Here is a 14,511-nt window from a genome sequence, read left to right on the forward strand (position 1 = left end):
CCCGCCGTCACATGCCCGGCTTCAGCACATATCCCTTGCCCCGCACGGTCTGGAGAAAACGCGGCTCGCGCGGGTCCGGCTCGATCCGGCGACGCAGGCGCGTCACCTGAACGTCCACCGCGCGTTCGCCGATTTCCTCCATGTCCAGCAGGCGGGCGATCTCGTCACGGGCCAGGATCTCGTTGGGGCGGCGCGCCAGCGCATTCAGCAGCGCGACTTCCCCGCCGGTCAGGTGTACGCTGCCGTCAGGCCCCGACAGCAGGCCGCGCGCCGGGTCGAACTCCAGCCCACCCAGCCGCACCACCCGCAGATTGTCCGAGGGCGCGGGCGGGGCGAATCGCCGCAGATGTGCCTTCAGCCGCAGCAGCAGTTCGCGCGGCTCGAACGGCTTGCCGAGATAATCGTCCGCGCCCGCCTCCAGCCCGTCGATCCGGTCCTCGGGCTCGCCGCGCGCGGTCAGCAGCAGGATCGGCAGGTCCTGCCCCTCCTGCCGCAGGGCGCGGGTCAGTGCCAGCCCGGTCTCGCCCGGCATGGTCACGTCCAGCACCATCGCATCGGGCTGCATGAAGCCCAGCACCTGCCGCGCCTCGGCGGCCGAAGACGCCGCGCTGATGCGAAAGCCATGTTCGGTCAGGTAGCGTTGCAGCAGGCGCCGCAGGCGCGGGTCGTCATCCACCACCAGAATATGCGCGCCCACCACCGATCCGTCGCGCACGCCGTTGTCTCGCCCGTCTAGTCCCATCATCGTCCGTCCCGGCTCAGAGGCTGTTTGAAAAGCCCCGCGGGCGGCGGCCTGCGCTCACCATCGGCGTTTTCCAAACGGCCTCTCATGCGCCGCCACGATGCGCCCGTTCCGCCGCCGTGGCCACGTCCTCAAGCACACCGCGCGTCCGGTCGTCCATCAGCCCCAGCACGACGCGCCGGAATCCGTCGATCGCGGCGGCGCCCACATCGCGGTACACCCCCATCAGCTTCTCGCGCTGAAGGTCGAAAAGCTGCCGCTCCACCGCCGCCCCGCTCTCGGTCAGCGACAGCAGGCGCAGCCGTCGGTCCTGCCGCCCCACCTCCTGCACCACATAGCCCCGTGCCTGAAGGTCGGTCAGCGCGCGGCCAAGGCTCTGCTTGGTAATGCCCAGCAGGTCGATCAGCGCACCGACGGCGATACCGGGATGATGGCCCACAAGCTGCAATATCCGGTGGTGGGCACGCCCCAGCCCCAGCGATTCCAGCACCGGATCGACCACCCCGCCGAAATCCCGCCAGGCCAGCATCATCAGTTCCTGCGCCTGCCGCATCTCCTCCTCGCGGAGAAACAGCAGTCCGGCGCCAGCCCCCTGCCATCGGCCCGGCGCTTTCTGTTCGCTCACGCGGCCTGCGCCCGTCCCGGCCGCAGGCGCGCCAGCAGCGCCTGCTTCGCCCGCCCCAGACGCACCACGCCGGCCAGTCGCCGGTCCAGGAAAGCCGCCACCGCCGCGCTGTCCTCTCCCCGCGCCAGCCAGAACAGCAGCACCTGCGCATAGATCGTGCCGAGGCTCATCCGCTTGGTCTGCCGGGTAACCCCGGTCGCATGGTCCCCGGCCGCCTCCCAGATCGCATCCACCGTCCGCGCCATGACCCGTGCCAGCAGCCCCGCATGGCCGGGCGCGAGCAGAACCGCCAGCGCCCGCCGCACCGCGTCCCGATCCGGCGTCACCGCCCCCAGCCGCAACAGGATGACCGCCCTTACCCGCCGCCCCAGACGCGGCTCGTCCAGCCCCCGCGCGGCATCGATCATGATCCGGTCGGACAGGTCGAACCACGCCTCGACCAGTTCGGCGGAGCCGCCGGGAAACAGCAGGTCGGCATCCGGGCCGGCGACCTCGCGCAGCACATCCACCCCCCAGCCACGCTCGCCGGCCACGGCCCCCAGCCGGCACACCGCCTCGTCCCGCGCCAGACTGCGTTCCGGCCGCGCCGCCACGCCACAGGCGAGAGCGCACCCGGCCAGCCGGCCCGCGAGCCCCGCGACCGCCCCAATCCCGTTCATGTCCGCACCCCGTAGCGCCCGATTTCCTCGTCGAATCCCATCTGGCCCAGATCCTTCATCCGCATCGGATAAAGAATGCCGTCCAGGTGATCGTATTCATGTTGCAACACGTTAGCCAGAAAACCCGTCGCCACGCCTTCCACCGGCGCACCGTCCCGATCAAGGCCCGAATAGGCAACGCGCACATGGCGCGGCACCATGCCCCGCAGGCCGGGAATCGACAGGCACCCCTCGGGCCGCAACACCATCTCGTCACCGACCGGCCGCAGCACGGGGTTGATCAGCACGCTGGCTCCGCGCGGCGGATCATCCTCCCCCGCGCTGCGCTCCGCCGGCACGCGATAGACGAACAGCCGCAGCGACACATGCACCTGCGGCGCGGCCAGCCCGGCCCCACGCGCATCCTCCATCGTCTCGATCATGTCGTCGATCAGCCGGCCGATCTCCGGCGCGGCGGGGTCGGGTACGTCGTCGGCGCGACGCAACAGCACGGGATGGCCCATCCGGGCGATCTTGAGCAAGGTCACGATAATCTGTCCTTCGTCCTGCCGGCGTGGCCGCCCGAAATCATTCACCCCCGCGCCCGGCGCGCGGCGGCCCTGTAAAATAGTCCGCCGAAAGCCGGCAGGAAACGGGCGGAATGATTTGTATTTCGCGCGGAGCCCATGTTATAGCTCCGCGCCATTCGGGAATCGCATGCAGGGCCGGGCCTTGGGCGGTAACCCATCCATGGTTTTCGTGGTTCACCCCAAGGCAGCCACAAACAGGAGTAAGCGACCCAGTGCAGGTTCTCGTTCGCGACAACAATGTCGACCAGGCTCTCAAGGCACTCAAGAAGAAGATGCAGCGTGAAGGCATCTTCCGTGAGATGAAGCTGCGTCGCCACTACGAAAAGCCCTCCGAGCGCAAGGCGCGCGAGGCTGCCGAGGCCGTGCGCCGCGCCCGCAAGATGGAGCGCAAGCGTCTGGAGCGCGAAGGGTTCTGATCCGCCACTTGGCGTCGATCCCATGAAAAAGCCGGCTTCCTTCGGGGGCCGGCTTTTTTCATGCCCGTTTTCCGGTTTCCCGCCCGGCCCCAGATTTATCCGTCACCCCGGGTCGCGTTCCGGGACCGGCGGCCCGATCAATCGCAGCAGCGCCTCCGGAATCGGCTCGTCCAACACCGAAGCCGCCATGCGGCTCAACACATCTTTCAGCCACGCCTCAAGCACGACCTCCTCACCCGGTCGTCCGTGCGCGGCCGGCGCCCGCTTGCGGTCACGCCCCCCACTGGTCTTTTCCCATTGCAGAAGCTCGACCTGATTGCGCACCCGCAGCCAGAATTCCACATCCTCGATCAGATTCTCTTCCAGGCATCGCGTGATATGGCGCCGCACCGCGCCAAGCGTATCCTCACGATAGGTCCGCACCATGGCCGAAGCCATCGCAAGCACCGTCATGACCGCTTCGCCTGGATCGTCCTGCATCAAGAACCCATCCCGATCGCATTCGCTTGCAACGACAGCGTAACGGAAACGGGCATGCTTCCCCGGCCGCTCCTGGCGTCGGGCGGGTAGCAACGTGTTTGCATGAGGCATAGGCACGCCCTGCCTATTTCCATTACGATGAACAGGTTACCCCATTCACCGCTGGACATAGATCCGGGTGTTATATTCGGCAGGCCACCCGACAGAGGGGCCGCCTCAATGCAAAAAGCGTTGCTACACGCCACCGGCAGGATATCACACGGGATTTTACGATGCCACCCCGAAGGCGACGATCATCCCCGCGTGCCGGAAATCGGATTCTCAGCGGCCCGGATTCATCAGTCGGCTCAGATACACCGCCTCCAGCGCGCGCTCGCGTGCCACTTCCTCGGCATTCACCGTCCCGGAATGGCCGCCCTCGGTATCTTCGTAATACAGGTAGGGCACGCCCAGAGCCTGCAACCGCGCCGCGAACAGCCGGGCATGCACCGGCCCCACCCGGTCATCGAGCGTCGAGGTGAAGATAAACGGCTCGGGATAGCGCACACCGGGGCGCAGCGCCCGCAACGGCGAGATCCTCTCCAGGAACGCCCGCTGCGCCGGCACGCTCATGCTGCCATATTCCCCGACCCACGAGGCCCCGGCGGCCATGGTCTCGAAATGCTCCATGTCCAGCAGCGGCACGCCGACGATCACCGCTCCCCACAGATCGGGGTGTTGGGTCAGTTCCACCCCCATCAGCAGGCCGCCGTTCGAACGCCCGCGAATCCCCAGATGCGCGGGTACGGTCACCTTCCGGGCGATCAGGTCCCGCGCCACGGCGGCGAAATCGTCGAAGACATGCTGCCGCCCGGTCGTCCGTCCGGCCTCATGCCAGGCCGGCCCGAACTCGCCGCCACCCCGGATATTGGCGACCACATAAACCCCGCCCCGATCCAGCCACAGCCGCCCCACCACCGGGTCATAGTCGGGCAGCGAGGAAACCTGGAACCCGCCATAGGCGGTAAGCAGCGTCGGATTCCTGCCATCGCGGCGCATATCCGCCCGATGCACGATAAAATAGGGAATGCGCGTCCCGTCGGTCGAAATCGCCCATTCCTGCCCGACCACCAGCCCGGCGGTATCGAACTGGGGCGGCAGTTCCATGATCTTCCGCGCGCTGCCATCGGTGCTGTCGGCCAGCCAGAGCTGCTGGGGCGTCAGGAAGCCCGAAACCGAAAGAAACACCCGCCCCGAGCGGCGGTCGGCATCCATGACATGGACCGACATCATGTCGGGCAGCGCCAGCCGCACCCCATGCCAGCCGCCGGCCGCATCGGGCCGATAGACCCAACCCTGCCCACGCACCGAGTCGAGCACCGTCATCACCACGCCGGTCCCGGTCACCGCAACCTCGTCGACCGCCTGCCGCGCACCGGGCGCAAACAGCACCTGCACCGGCTTGCGCCCATCCGGATCGACGGCGATGACGCTGCCGGCCGCAACCGCCACGCCGCCCGACACCCAATCCTGATTGGCCGACAGGATCAGCCGCCCCGCCAGCAGGCCATGCAGATCCATGCGCGCGGGCAGATCGAGCGCCCGCACCCCCTGCCCGGTGACCAGACTGTACCGATCCTCGAAGAACGTGACCGACCGACGGATCAGCACCAGCCGATGCCCCTCCCCGTCAGACAGCGCCACCGGCGACACCGCCACATCGTCGCGCTGGCCGCGCATCACCTCCACGGCCTGGTCCAGCGCCTGCCCCCGGTGCAGGCGGCGCACCACGAACGGATAGCCCGAACGGGTCATCGCCCCGCCGGCAACACCGGTCGCCCCCTCGCCCCAGTCACGCGCCACCAGCAGCGTGTCGCGATCCTGCCAGGCCACATCCTGCTTGGAACGGGGCAGCAGGAAACCACCGGGCACGAACCCACCAGACATGCCCCCACCAGACAGGGGCGCGAATTCCCGCAGGGTCGTCGCGTCCTCGCCCCCTTCCGAAAGCTGGATCAGGCAGGGCGAATCGTCGGGCGCCAGACAGTCGGCCCCCTGAAACACCCAGTCCCGATGCTCCCGCCGGGCCAGATCGTCCACATCCAGCCGCGTGGTCCACGCCGGCTGCCCGGCCAGGAAGCTCCCCGGCGTGGCGTCGCGCCAGATCCCGCGCGGATGCGCCGCATCCTGCCACAGATTGAAGATCGCCCCGTCCAGGAAGGCGGGCACAGGGATACGATGGGCGTCCTGACGAATTCGCAGCACCGAATCATGAAACCCGCGATAGCGCGGATCGGCCTCCAGCGCCGCGAAGGTGCGCTGGTTCTGCTGGTCCACCCACGACAGGGCGGCCGTACCGCGCACCTCCGATAAAGCGTGGGAGGACGGGGCGGATGAGGCGACGGCCGGCACGGCAGCCAGCATCGCGACTCCAGCAATAACGATTCGAAACGAACTCATGGCCGAAGCATTCCAGATGCCCAGGCCCATGGAAAGCCCGATCGCCTCCCGATCCGGGAGTCGATCGGGAATGGATCAGCCGTTCAGCTTGTCCAGTTCTCGCACCACGGCCTCGCCCATCACGGACGTGCCGACCTGGGCCATGCCAGGGCTCATGATATCGGCGGTGCGCAGCCCGCTGGCCAGCACGTTGGCCACCGCCTGCTCGATCAGCGCGGCATCCGCCTCCATCGCGCAGGAATAGCGCAGCAGCATCGCGAACGAGAGGATCTGCGCCAGCGGATTGGCAATCCCCTTGCCGGCGATATCGGGCGCGCTGCCATGGATCGGCTCATACAGCGCCGGGCGTTTTCCCTTGGCGTCCACCGCACCCAGCGTGGCCGAAGGCAGCATGCCCAGGCTACCGGTCAGCATCGACGCCAGGTCGGAGAGCAGGTCGCCGAACAGGTTGCCGGTCACGATCACGTCGAACTGGCGCGGATTGCGCACAAGCTGCATGGCGCAATTGTCGGCCAGCATGTGGGTCAGTTCCACATCCGCATACTCGCGGGCATGCAGCGCGGTCACGACCTCCTTCCACAGCAGGCCGCTTTCCATCACGTTGCATTTCTCGACCGAGCAGACGCGGTTGCCGCGCTGGCGCGCCAGGTCGAAGGCCACCCGCGCCACACGCTCGATCTCGGACGTGGTATAGATTTCGGTATTGATGCCGCGCTTCGTGCCGTCCGGCAGCGTCTCGATGCCGCGCGGCGTGCCGAAATAGATGCCCCCCACCGATTCGCGCACGATCATGATATCCAGCCCGGCGACCACTTCGGGCTTCAGCGTGCTGGCCTCAACCAGGGCATCGAACACCTTGGCGGGGCGCAGGTTGGCGAACAGCCCCAGTTCCTGCCGCAGCTTCAGGATCGCGACCTCCGGCCGCAGGTCGAAACCGACCGACGCCCATTTCGGGTCGCCGACCGAGCCGAACAGCACCGCATCCGCCGCGCGGGCGGCCACGATCACCTCGTCACGGATCGGCACGCCATGCACCGCCAGCGACGCACCGCCGACCAGATCCTCGGAAATGTCGAAGACGATCCCGCGCGCCCGGCCCATCCACGCCACGACGCGCGCGACCTCGTTCATCACCTCGGGGCCAATCCCGTCGCCGGGCAGGACAAGGAGCTTCTTGGTAACGGTCATTTCTCGGTTCCTGTGGTGACAAAGAGGCGGAGCGTGCGCGCGGTCGGCCCGTTCAGTCTATGACGATCCGCGTCTGCCAGGGCTGCGTCTGGCCGCGTGCGGCCTCGAACGTGCTGATCGCGCCTTCGTGCTGCAAGGTCTGGCCGATATCGTCCAGCCCCTCCAGCAGCAGATGCTTGCGCAGCGGATCGATCTCGAACGCGATCTCCTGGCCATCGGGGCGCACCACCACCTGGCGCGCCAGATCGACCGTCAGCCGGCCATTCGCACCCAGCCGCGCATCGTCCATCAACGCATCGCAGATGTCGCGCGGCAGACGGATCGGCAGAATCCCGTTCTTGAAGCAGTTATTGAAGAAGATATCGGCGAAGGACGGCGCGATCACGCAGCGAATGCCGAAATCCAGCAGCGCCCACGGCGCATGCTCGCGCGACGAACCGCACCCCAGATTGTCATGGGTAATCAGGATACCGGCCTTGCGGTAAGGCTCCCGATTCAGCACGAAATCCGGCTTCTCCGACCCATCCGGATTGTAGCGCATGCCGTCGAAGGCATGCACGCCCAGGCCGGAGCGCTTGGTGGTCTTGAGAAACCGCGCCGGGATGATCTTGTCGGTGTCGATATTCGCTTCGGGCAGCGGTGCCGCGATCGCGGTCAGGACGGTGAATTTATCCATGGCTCAGATCAGCTCCCGCACGTCCGTCAGATGTCCCGTCACCGCCGCCGCCGCCGCCATCGCGGGCGAGAGCAGATGGGTGCGTCCGCCCGGCCCCTGCCGCCCCTCGAAATTGCGGTTGGAGGTCGAGGCGCAACGCTGCCCCGGCGTCAGCCTGTCGGGGTTCATGCCCAGGCACATCGAGCACCCGGCCTCGCGCCATTCGAAACCGGCATCGAGAAAGACCCGGTCCAGCCCCTCGCGCTCCGCCTGCGCCTTCACGATGCCCGATCCCGGCACCACCATGGCGCGCACACCCGGCGCCACATGCCGCCCCGCGACGATCGAGGCCGCCGAGCGCAGATCCTCGATGCGGCTATTGGTGCAGGAACCGATAAAGACGACATCGACCGGCACGCCGGCAATCTTCTGCCCCGCTTCCAGCCCCATATAATCCAGCATGCGCTGCAACTGCGCCCGCTTGGCCTCGTCGCTTTCCGCCGCCGGGTCGGGCACGGTGCCGGAGACCGGGATCACCGTCTCGGGGCTGGTGCCCCAGGTCAGGACCGGCGGAATATCCTCGGCCCGCAATTCCACGATCTTGTCGTAATGCGCGCCTTCGTCGGCCGCCAGCGTCTTCCAATAGGCCACCGCCTGCGCGAACGCCTCGCCCTGCGGGGCGAAGGGCCGGCCGCGCACGTAGTCGAACGTCGTCTCGTCCGGCGCCACCAGCCCGGCGCGCGCGCCGGCCTCGATCGACATGTTGCAGATCGTCATCCGCCCGGCCATGTCCAGCCCGCGAATGGTCGAACCCGCGAATTCGATCACATAGCCGGTGCCGCCGGCGGTGCCGATGGTGCCAATAATCGCCAGCATCACGTCCTTGGCGGTCACGCCCGCGCCCAGCGTCCCCTCGACCACCACCTTCATGTTCAGGGCCGGCTTCTGCAACAGCGTCTGCGTCGCCATCACATGCTCGACTTCGGACGTGCCGATACCGAACGCCAGCGCGCCCATGGCACCATGGGTCGAGGTGTGGCTGTCGCCGCACACGATGGTCATGCCGGGCAGCGAAATCCCCTGCTCCGGCCCCACCACATGCACGATGCCCTGGCGCTCGGACAGAAGCGGAAAATACGGCACGCCGAATTCGCGCACATTGCGCTCCAGCGTCTCGATCTGGTTGCGGCTTTCCGGCTCCTCGATCGGCAGGGTCCGGTCCGAGGTCGGCACGTTATGGTCCACCACGGCGATGGTGGCATCGGGCCGGCGCAGGCGGCGGCCGCTCATGCGCAGCCCCTCGAACGCCTGCGGGCTCGTCACCTCATGCACGAGGTGCCGGTCGATATAGAGAATGGCCGTGCCGTCCTCGAGCCGTTCCACGACATGACTGTCCCAGATCTTGTCGAACAGCGTGCGTGCGGCCATCGGTCTTCCCCTTCGGAACGGCATGGCGGGGTACGCCCCCGCCGCCCGCGAAACCACGCGGACGGCGAAGGAACGAAACCCGTAGAATCAGAACGATGCGCCGCCCCGCGGCCGTGGCCGGGGGCGGCGCATCGGTATCAGATGGTGATCAGGCCGTAGCCGTCACCGTCTCGCGGGCGCGCTCGGCGATACGCGCCGACTTGCCGCGACGGCCGCGCAGGTAATACAGCTTCGCACGACGCACGGCACCGCGACGCACGACCTTGATCTCGGCGATCGTGGGCGCATAGAGCGGGAACACACGCTCCACGCCTTCGCCGTTCGAAATCTTGCGCACGGTGAAGTTGCTGTTCAGGCCCTTGTTCGAACGGGCGATCACCACGCCTTCATAGGCCTGGACGCGCTTGCGCTCGCCTTCGACGACGCGGACCGACACGCGGACCGTGTCGCCGGGGCCGAATTCGGGGACCGCGCGCTCGGCGGAGAGGCGGGCAATCTCACCGGCCTCGTACTGCTGGATAATGTTCATGGTCGGGTTCCTCGTTTCAAACAGTCTAATCAGTGCAGCCGGTCGGGATCAGCCGCGGGGCTGACCGGATCGGACGTGTCTTGGCCGGTGCGGCGGCGATACGCGGCCCAGAGATCGGGCCGGCGGACCTGGGTCGCCGTCTCGGATTCAGTCTGCCGCCAGCGTGCGATGGCGGCGTGATGACCGGACAGCAGGATGTCGGGCACATCGCGCCCTTCCCAGCTCGCCGGCTTGGTGTAATGCGGATATTCCAGCAGCCCGTCGGAGAAACTCTCCTCCGCACCGCTGGCATCCGAGCCCATGACGCCGGGGATCAGCCGCACGCAGGAATCCAGCAGCACCAGGGCCGCCATCTCCCCGCCAGAGAGCACATAGTCGCCGATCGAGACCTGCTCGACGGCACATGCTTCCAGCACCCGCTCGTCCACCCCCTCGTAGCGCCCGCACAGCACCACCACGCCGGGGCCGCCGCTCAGGCGACGAACGTCCTCCTGGCGCAGTTGCCGCCCGCGCGGCGTCGGATAGATCACCGGCCGCCCACCGGCCGCCACATCGCGGATCGCGGCAGCCACCACATCCGGGCGCATGACCATGCCGGCCCCGCCCCCGAAGGGCGTGTCGTCCACCGTGCGGTGCCGCCCCAGGCCATAGTCCCGCAGGTCGCGCAGATCGAGCGACCACAGCCCGTCCTCCAGCGCCCGTCCGGCCAGCGACTGGCCGAGCGGACCGGGAAACATGCCGGGAAACAGCGTCAGGACGGTCGCCTGCCAGGTCATGACGCCTCTCCGACGACGGGGGAAACCTCCCCCGCCTCCGGCGACAGATCGCCCTGGACCTCGACCTCGTCCGGCAGAACCACTTCGATCCGGCCAGCGGCGATGTCGATCACCGGGAAGCAGGCCTGGGTAAAGGGCAGGATCAGGGACGCACGCCCCTCCCCGCCGATCTCCAGGCTGACCCCGGCACCGTAATCATGGACGACCAGCACCGTCCCCAGGGCGTTGCCACCCTGTTCGTGGACGGCCAGGCCGATCAGGTCGGCGAAGTAGAACTCGTCCTGATCCGGCTCCGGCAGGCTGGCCCGCGCGATATACAGGCGGCGGTTGACCAGCGCCTGCGCGGCCTCCCGCGAGGCCACGGCCTGCCCCGCCGCGTCGCGCAGTTCGGCAATGCCGTCCCCACGCCAGCGCAGGGTCCAGACCTGCCCCCGGTCGTCGGTCAACGTTCCATAGGCGGTCAGGTCTTCCGGCACGGTGGCGTAGCTGTGCACGCGCACCAGCCCCCGCACGCCATGCGGCCGCCCCACCACACCCATCAGGATACGATCGCGATCCACCGGTTCAGCCCGCCCGTGTCTCTATCCGTCCGTTGGCTCAGGCCGTGGCGGCGGCAGCGGCGGCGGCAGCGGCGGCACGCTCCTGCGCACGCTTCTTCGGCGCGGACTGCTTCGGCTGCTCGGTGTAGACCGGCTTCGCGATCAGGCCGGCATTGCCCAGGAAGCGCGCGACGCGGTCGGTCGGCAGGGCACCCTGCGACAGCCAGTACGTGATGCGCTCGCTGGTCAGACGGATGCGGTCGGCATGGTCGGACGGCAGCATCGGGTTGTAGGCGCCCACCTTCTCGACGAAACGACCATCGCGCGGCGAACGGCTGTCGGCCACCACGATGTGGTAGTAGGGGCGCTTCTTCGCGCCGGCGCGGGCGAGGCGGATCTTCAGGCTCATTGAGGCAATTCTCCGAAATGAAAACGTGCGGAATGCGGTAGAGGGACGAAACGGTCTGCGCGATCGCGTCAGCCGAACGGACGGCCGCCGGGCGGTTTCGGCCCCTTGGGCATGAGAGCGGACATCCCCTGGCGCATGAGACCTTTCATGCCCAGCTTATTGATCCGCTTCATCATCGTGGACATGTCATCGAACTGCTTCAGCAGCCGGTTGACGTCCTGAACAGTGCTGCCCGACCCGGCGGCGATGCGCTTCTTGCGCGACGCCTTGATGATGGCGGGCGTCTTGCGCTCCGCCCGGGTCATGGACGAAATGATGGCCTGGTGCCGCTTCAGGACCGAAGTATCCAGGTCCTTGTCGCCCAGCGCCTGCTTGACCTTGCCCATGCCGGGCAGCATGTCGAGAATCCCCGACAGCGAGCCCATCTTCGCGATCTGGCGGATCTGCGCGGCATAGTCGTCCAGGTCGAACTTGCCCTGCATCATCTTGAGGGCGAGTTTCTCGCTCTCTTCATGGTCCAGGGTGTCGGCGGCCTTCTCCACTAGGCCGGCGATGTCGCCCAGCCCCAGGATACGGCCGGCGACGCGCTCGGGATGGAACTCCTCCAGCGCGTCCAGCTTCTCGCCCGACCCGGTCAGCTTGATCGGCGCGCCGGTCACGGCGCGCATCGACAGCGCGGCGCCGCCACGGGCATCGCCGTCCATCCGGGTCATGACCACGCCGGTCACGCCCACGGCCTCGTTGAAGGCCCGGGCGGTGTTCACGGCATCCTGGCCGGTCATCGCATCGACGACCAGCAGGGTTTCGGCCGGCGACGTCTCGGCGCGGATCTCCCGCACCTCGTTCATCAGCGCCTCGTCGATCGACAGGCGGCCGGCGGTATCGAGAATAACGACGTCGAAGCCTTCGCGCCGTCCGGTATCCATCGCCCGCCGCGCGATCTCGACCGGCGTCTGGCCGGGCACGATCGGCAGCGAGGGCACGCCGGCGCGCTCGGCAAGCTGCTGCAACTGCAACTGGGCGGCGGGGCGCTGGGTATCCAGGCTGGCCAGCAGCACTTTCTTGCGCTCGCGGGTCGCCAGCCGCAGGGCGATCTTGCCCGAAGTCGTGGTCTTGCCCGAACCCTGAAGACCGACCATCAGGATCGGCACCGGCGGCACCGCGTTCAGGTTCAGCGGAACCGCGCCCGCACCGCCCAGCGCGTCGATCAGCGCGTCATTGACGATCTTGGCGACGGCCTGACCGGGCGAGATGCTGTCCAGCACCTCATGCCCCACCGCGCGCTCACGCACCTTGTTGACGAAATCCTTGACGACCGAGAGGGCCACGTCGGCGTCCAGCATCGCCAGGCGCACTTCGCGCATCGCCTCGGCGACATCGGCCTCGGACAGCGCACCGCGCTTGGCGAGACCGTCGAACACACCGGAAAGCTTACCTGACAGCGCCTCGAACAAAGGACATTCACCCCAAAAGATATCGCGCCACTGCGCGAACACTCGCGAGGCGGCGGTCCTGATTTCGGGGGAGGCTTACCCCTCTCCCCTCCCGATGTCAACGATTCCGCTCCGGGGCCGCCGCCAGCCGGCCGCCCCGGAGGAATCGCCGTGACGCGGGCGCCTTATTCCGCGTCGCCGTCCCCGGGCGCACCCTCGCCCGGCGGCGGCGGGGGCGGCGCCATCAGTGCGTCCAACTGGTCGCGCAGCGCACGGATCTTGTCCTCGCGCGCCTTCGCATCGGCAAGCTGCGCCGGAGTCAGGATATCGTGGATCTTGACCGCCACATCCAGGCGGCGGTCGATATTGGCCCGATGCAGGGTTTCGATCTGCTGGGTCAGCGATGCCAGCTTCGCCCGATCGACCGGCCCCGGCGCCAGCAGCAGGTCGCGAATCTGCTGATGCAGCGCGCCTTCCTGCTTCCAGTCGTCGCGCTTGCCCTGGCGCGCGGCCTGCATGATCGCGTGGATCTGCTTGTGCTGCGCCGGGGTCAGGTTCAGCCCGGCCAGCACCTCCATGCCACCGCGCATGCCCCAGCCGCCATGCATGCGAGGACCAGCCGGGGGCGGCGGCGGCGGCATGTCATGCGCCTGGGCCACATGCACCTGGGCCGCGGCCGCCGACAGGCCCGCCATGACCGTCACCGCCAGGATCGTCTTCTTGAACATCTGTTGCGCCTTTATTTCCGTAACCGGCACGGGGCCTCCCCCGGTCCAACCAGGAAATCTAGCCATGCAAAGCCGGTTCGAAATCAGGCCTTCGTGCTACGAAATGTAAGCACGCCACGGCTGGTGCGCTAGCGGACGGAAGCCCCGCCGCGCGGCCGTTCCGTCGGCAGCATCTCCCCCGTGGCGGCGTAATAGACCCGCTCGGCGATGTTGGTGGCATGATCGCCGATCCGCTCCAGGTTCTTGGCGATGAACAGCAGATGCGTGCAGGACCGGATGGTACGCGGGTCCTCCATCATGTACGTCACCAGTTCGCGGAACATGGCGGTATAAAGCTCGTCCACCGCCGCGTCCGACTGCCAGACCTCGACCGCGCGCGCACTGTCGCGCTGGTCCAGCGCATCGATCGCCCGGCGCAGGTTCTCCTGCACCAGCCGGCCCATGCTGCGCAGGGCGCCCGCCGGCACATCGGTCGGCACGGCCTCGACCTTGAGCGCGCGCTTGGCGACGCTGGCGGCGCAGTCGCCGATGCGCTCCAGGTCGCCCGAAATCTTCATCGCCGCCACGATCTCGCGCAGGTCGCCCGCCATCGGCGCCCGCAGCGCCAGCAGGCGGATCGCCAGCGTCTCGATATCGCGCTCAAGCTGGTCCACCTGCGGGTCGAGCGCCTGCGCCGCGCGCCCGGCCTCGGTATCGCCTTCGACGACGGCGGCAACCGCCTGCTCGGTCTGCTGGGTAACCAGCCGCCCCATGGAGACCATCATCCCGCGCAACTGCGCAAGCTGCTGCTCGTAGCTGCGGACGGTGTGCGCCTGTTCCTTCACCATGCTGTCTTTCCCCCTGCCCGCCGAACTCAGCCGAACCGGCCGGTGATGTAATCCTGGGTGCGCCGCTCG

At 67.8% G+C, this 14,511-nt stretch carries 17 protein-coding genes; 1 reads left to right on the forward strand and 16 read right to left on the reverse strand.

Going from position 1 to position 14,511, the window contains the following annotated elements:
* Positions 1-7: 7 nt before the first annotated feature.
* The 4 genes from HLH25_RS11185 to def form a co-directional block, all read right to left on the reverse strand.
* Positions 8-742: a response regulator gene (locus HLH25_RS11185; RefSeq protein WP_182974156.1), complete on the reverse strand. Its 735-nt coding sequence runs from the start codon at positions 740-742 to the stop codon at positions 8-10.
* An 85-nt stretch (positions 743-827) separates the two neighbouring features.
* Positions 828-1,295 carry a MarR family winged helix-turn-helix transcriptional regulator gene (locus tag HLH25_RS11190; protein ID WP_182974157.1) on the reverse strand — a complete coding sequence of 156 codons (468 nt, stop codon included), beginning with the start codon at positions 1,293-1,295 and terminating at the stop codon, positions 828-830.
* Positions 1,296-1,363: 68 nt separating this feature from the next.
* Positions 1,364-2,026, reverse strand: coding sequence for a ubiquinone biosynthesis protein COQ9 (locus tag HLH25_RS11195; RefSeq protein ID WP_182974137.1), 663 nt, complete (start codon positions 2,024-2,026; stop codon positions 1,364-1,366).
* Positions 2,023-2,553 (reverse strand): peptide deformylase, encoded by a 531-nt coding sequence (def, locus tag HLH25_RS11200; RefSeq protein WP_182974138.1) that lies wholly within the window; start codon positions 2,551-2,553, stop codon positions 2,023-2,025. The genes HLH25_RS11195 and def overlap by 4 nt, the downstream gene beginning before the upstream one ends.
* 254 nt (positions 2,554-2,807) lie before the next feature.
* On the opposite strand from def, the gene rpsU reads away from it, so the two are divergent.
* Positions 2,808-3,011 carry a 30S ribosomal protein S21 gene (rpsU, locus tag HLH25_RS11205; protein ID WP_010506446.1) on the forward strand — a complete coding sequence of 68 codons (204 nt, stop codon included), beginning with the start codon at positions 2,808-2,810 and terminating at the stop codon, positions 3,009-3,011.
* 102 nt (positions 3,012-3,113) lie between these two features.
* Here rpsU and HLH25_RS11210 read toward each other — a convergent pair whose 3' ends face one another.
* From HLH25_RS11210 to phoU, 12 genes are all read right to left on the reverse strand, one after another.
* Complete coding sequence (locus tag HLH25_RS11210) at positions 3,114-3,491, reverse strand: hypothetical protein (protein ID WP_182974139.1); 378 nt, start codon at positions 3,489-3,491, stop codon at positions 3,114-3,116.
* Between the two features lie 321 nt (positions 3,492-3,812).
* Positions 3,813-5,930 carry a prolyl oligopeptidase family serine peptidase gene (locus HLH25_RS11215; protein WP_246402038.1) on the reverse strand — a complete coding sequence of 706 codons (2,118 nt, stop codon included), beginning with the start codon at positions 5,928-5,930 and terminating at the stop codon, positions 3,813-3,815.
* 75 nt (positions 5,931-6,005) lie between these two features.
* Positions 6,006-7,118, reverse strand: coding sequence for a 3-isopropylmalate dehydrogenase (leuB, locus tag HLH25_RS11220; protein WP_182974140.1), 1,113 nt, complete (start codon positions 7,116-7,118; stop codon positions 6,006-6,008).
* A gap of 52 nt (positions 7,119-7,170) precedes the next feature.
* Positions 7,171-7,794, reverse strand: coding sequence for a 3-isopropylmalate dehydratase small subunit (leuD, locus tag HLH25_RS11225; RefSeq protein WP_182974141.1), 624 nt, complete (start codon positions 7,792-7,794; stop codon positions 7,171-7,173).
* A gap of 3 nt (positions 7,795-7,797) precedes the next feature.
* The gene (gene leuC, locus HLH25_RS11230; protein ID WP_182974142.1) at positions 7,798-9,201 is read right to left on the reverse strand and encodes a 3-isopropylmalate dehydratase large subunit; all 1,404 of its coding nucleotides are present in this window, start codon (positions 9,199-9,201) and stop codon (positions 7,798-7,800) included.
* A gap of 148 nt (positions 9,202-9,349) precedes the next feature.
* Positions 9,350-9,730, reverse strand: a complete 381-nt coding sequence (gene rplS, locus HLH25_RS11235) for a 50S ribosomal protein L19 (protein ID WP_114729415.1) — start codon at positions 9,728-9,730, stop codon at positions 9,350-9,352.
* A gap of 29 nt (positions 9,731-9,759) precedes the next feature.
* Positions 9,760-10,506 carry a tRNA (guanosine(37)-N1)-methyltransferase TrmD gene (trmD, locus tag HLH25_RS11240; RefSeq protein ID WP_182974143.1) on the reverse strand — a complete coding sequence of 249 codons (747 nt, stop codon included), beginning with the start codon at positions 10,504-10,506 and terminating at the stop codon, positions 9,760-9,762.
* Entirely contained in the window at positions 10,503-11,066 is a 564-nt protein-coding gene (rimM, locus tag HLH25_RS11245; RefSeq protein ID WP_182974144.1) for a ribosome maturation factor RimM, read from the reverse strand. The genes trmD and rimM overlap by 4 nt, the downstream gene beginning before the upstream one ends.
* Before the next feature lie 37 nt (positions 11,067-11,103).
* Positions 11,104-11,454 (reverse strand): 30S ribosomal protein S16, encoded by a 351-nt coding sequence (gene rpsP, locus HLH25_RS11250; RefSeq protein WP_114729421.1) that lies wholly within the window; start codon positions 11,452-11,454, stop codon positions 11,104-11,106.
* A 68-nt stretch (positions 11,455-11,522) separates the two neighbouring features.
* Positions 11,523-12,908: a signal recognition particle protein gene (gene ffh, locus HLH25_RS11255; protein ID WP_114729443.1), complete on the reverse strand. Its 1,386-nt coding sequence runs from the start codon at positions 12,906-12,908 to the stop codon at positions 11,523-11,525.
* A gap of 164 nt (positions 12,909-13,072) precedes the next feature.
* Positions 13,073-13,615 carry a Spy/CpxP family protein refolding chaperone gene (locus HLH25_RS11260; RefSeq protein WP_182974145.1) on the reverse strand — a complete coding sequence of 181 codons (543 nt, stop codon included), beginning with the start codon at positions 13,613-13,615 and terminating at the stop codon, positions 13,073-13,075.
* A 128-nt stretch (positions 13,616-13,743) separates the two neighbouring features.
* Entirely contained in the window at positions 13,744-14,442 is a 699-nt protein-coding gene (phoU, locus tag HLH25_RS11265; protein ID WP_182974146.1) for a phosphate signaling complex protein PhoU, read from the reverse strand.
* Positions 14,443-14,511 lie beyond the last annotated feature (69 nt).

The sequence above is a fragment of the Gluconacetobacter dulcium genome (assembly GCF_014174165.1).
Classification (GTDB): Bacteria; Pseudomonadota; Alphaproteobacteria; order Acetobacterales; family Acetobacteraceae; genus Gluconacetobacter; species Gluconacetobacter dulcium.

What these genes read in the sequence shown, in the direction of transcription:
- leuD (WP_182974141.1), bottom strand. Translation starts at nt 7,794, where the DNA reads ATGGATAAATTCACCGTCCTGACCGCGATCGCGGCACCGCTGCCCGAA.
- HLH25_RS11190 (WP_182974157.1), bottom strand. Translation starts at nt 1,295, where the DNA reads ATGCGGCAGGCGCAGGAACTGATGATGCTGGCCTGGCGGGATTTCGGC.
- leuC (WP_182974142.1), bottom strand. Translation starts at nt 9,201, where the DNA reads ATGGCCGCACGCACGCTGTTCGACAAGATCTGGGACAGTCATGTCGTG.
- leuB (WP_182974140.1), bottom strand. Translation starts at nt 7,118, where the DNA reads ATGACCGTTACCAAGAAGCTCCTTGTCCTGCCCGGCGACGGGATTGGC.
- trmD (WP_182974143.1), bottom strand. Translation starts at nt 10,506, where the DNA reads ATGACCTGGCAGGCGACCGTCCTGACGCTGTTTCCCGGCATGTTTCCC.
- HLH25_RS11215 (WP_246402038.1), bottom strand. Translation starts at nt 5,930, where the DNA reads ATGAGTTCGTTTCGAATCGTTATTGCTGGAGTCGCGATGCTGGCTGCC.
- rplS (WP_114729415.1), bottom strand. Translation starts at nt 9,730, where the DNA reads ATGAACATTATCCAGCAGTACGAGGCCGGTGAGATTGCCCGCCTCTCC.
- phoU (WP_182974146.1), bottom strand. Translation starts at nt 14,442, where the DNA reads ATGGTGAAGGAACAGGCGCACACCGTCCGCAGCTACGAGCAGCAGCTT.
- HLH25_RS11195 (WP_182974137.1), bottom strand. Translation starts at nt 2,026, where the DNA reads ATGAACGGGATTGGGGCGGTCGCGGGGCTCGCGGGCCGGCTGGCCGGG.
- HLH25_RS11210 (WP_182974139.1), bottom strand. Translation starts at nt 3,491, where the DNA reads ATGCAGGACGATCCAGGCGAAGCGGTCATGACGGTGCTTGCGATGGCT.
- rpsP (WP_114729421.1), bottom strand. Translation starts at nt 11,454, where the DNA reads ATGAGCCTGAAGATCCGCCTCGCCCGCGCCGGCGCGAAGAAGCGCCCC.
- HLH25_RS11260 (WP_182974145.1), bottom strand. Translation starts at nt 13,615, where the DNA reads ATGTTCAAGAAGACGATCCTGGCGGTGACGGTCATGGCGGGCCTGTCG.
- HLH25_RS11185 (WP_182974156.1), bottom strand. Translation starts at nt 742, where the DNA reads ATGGGACTAGACGGGCGAGACAACGGCGTGCGCGACGGATCGGTGGTG.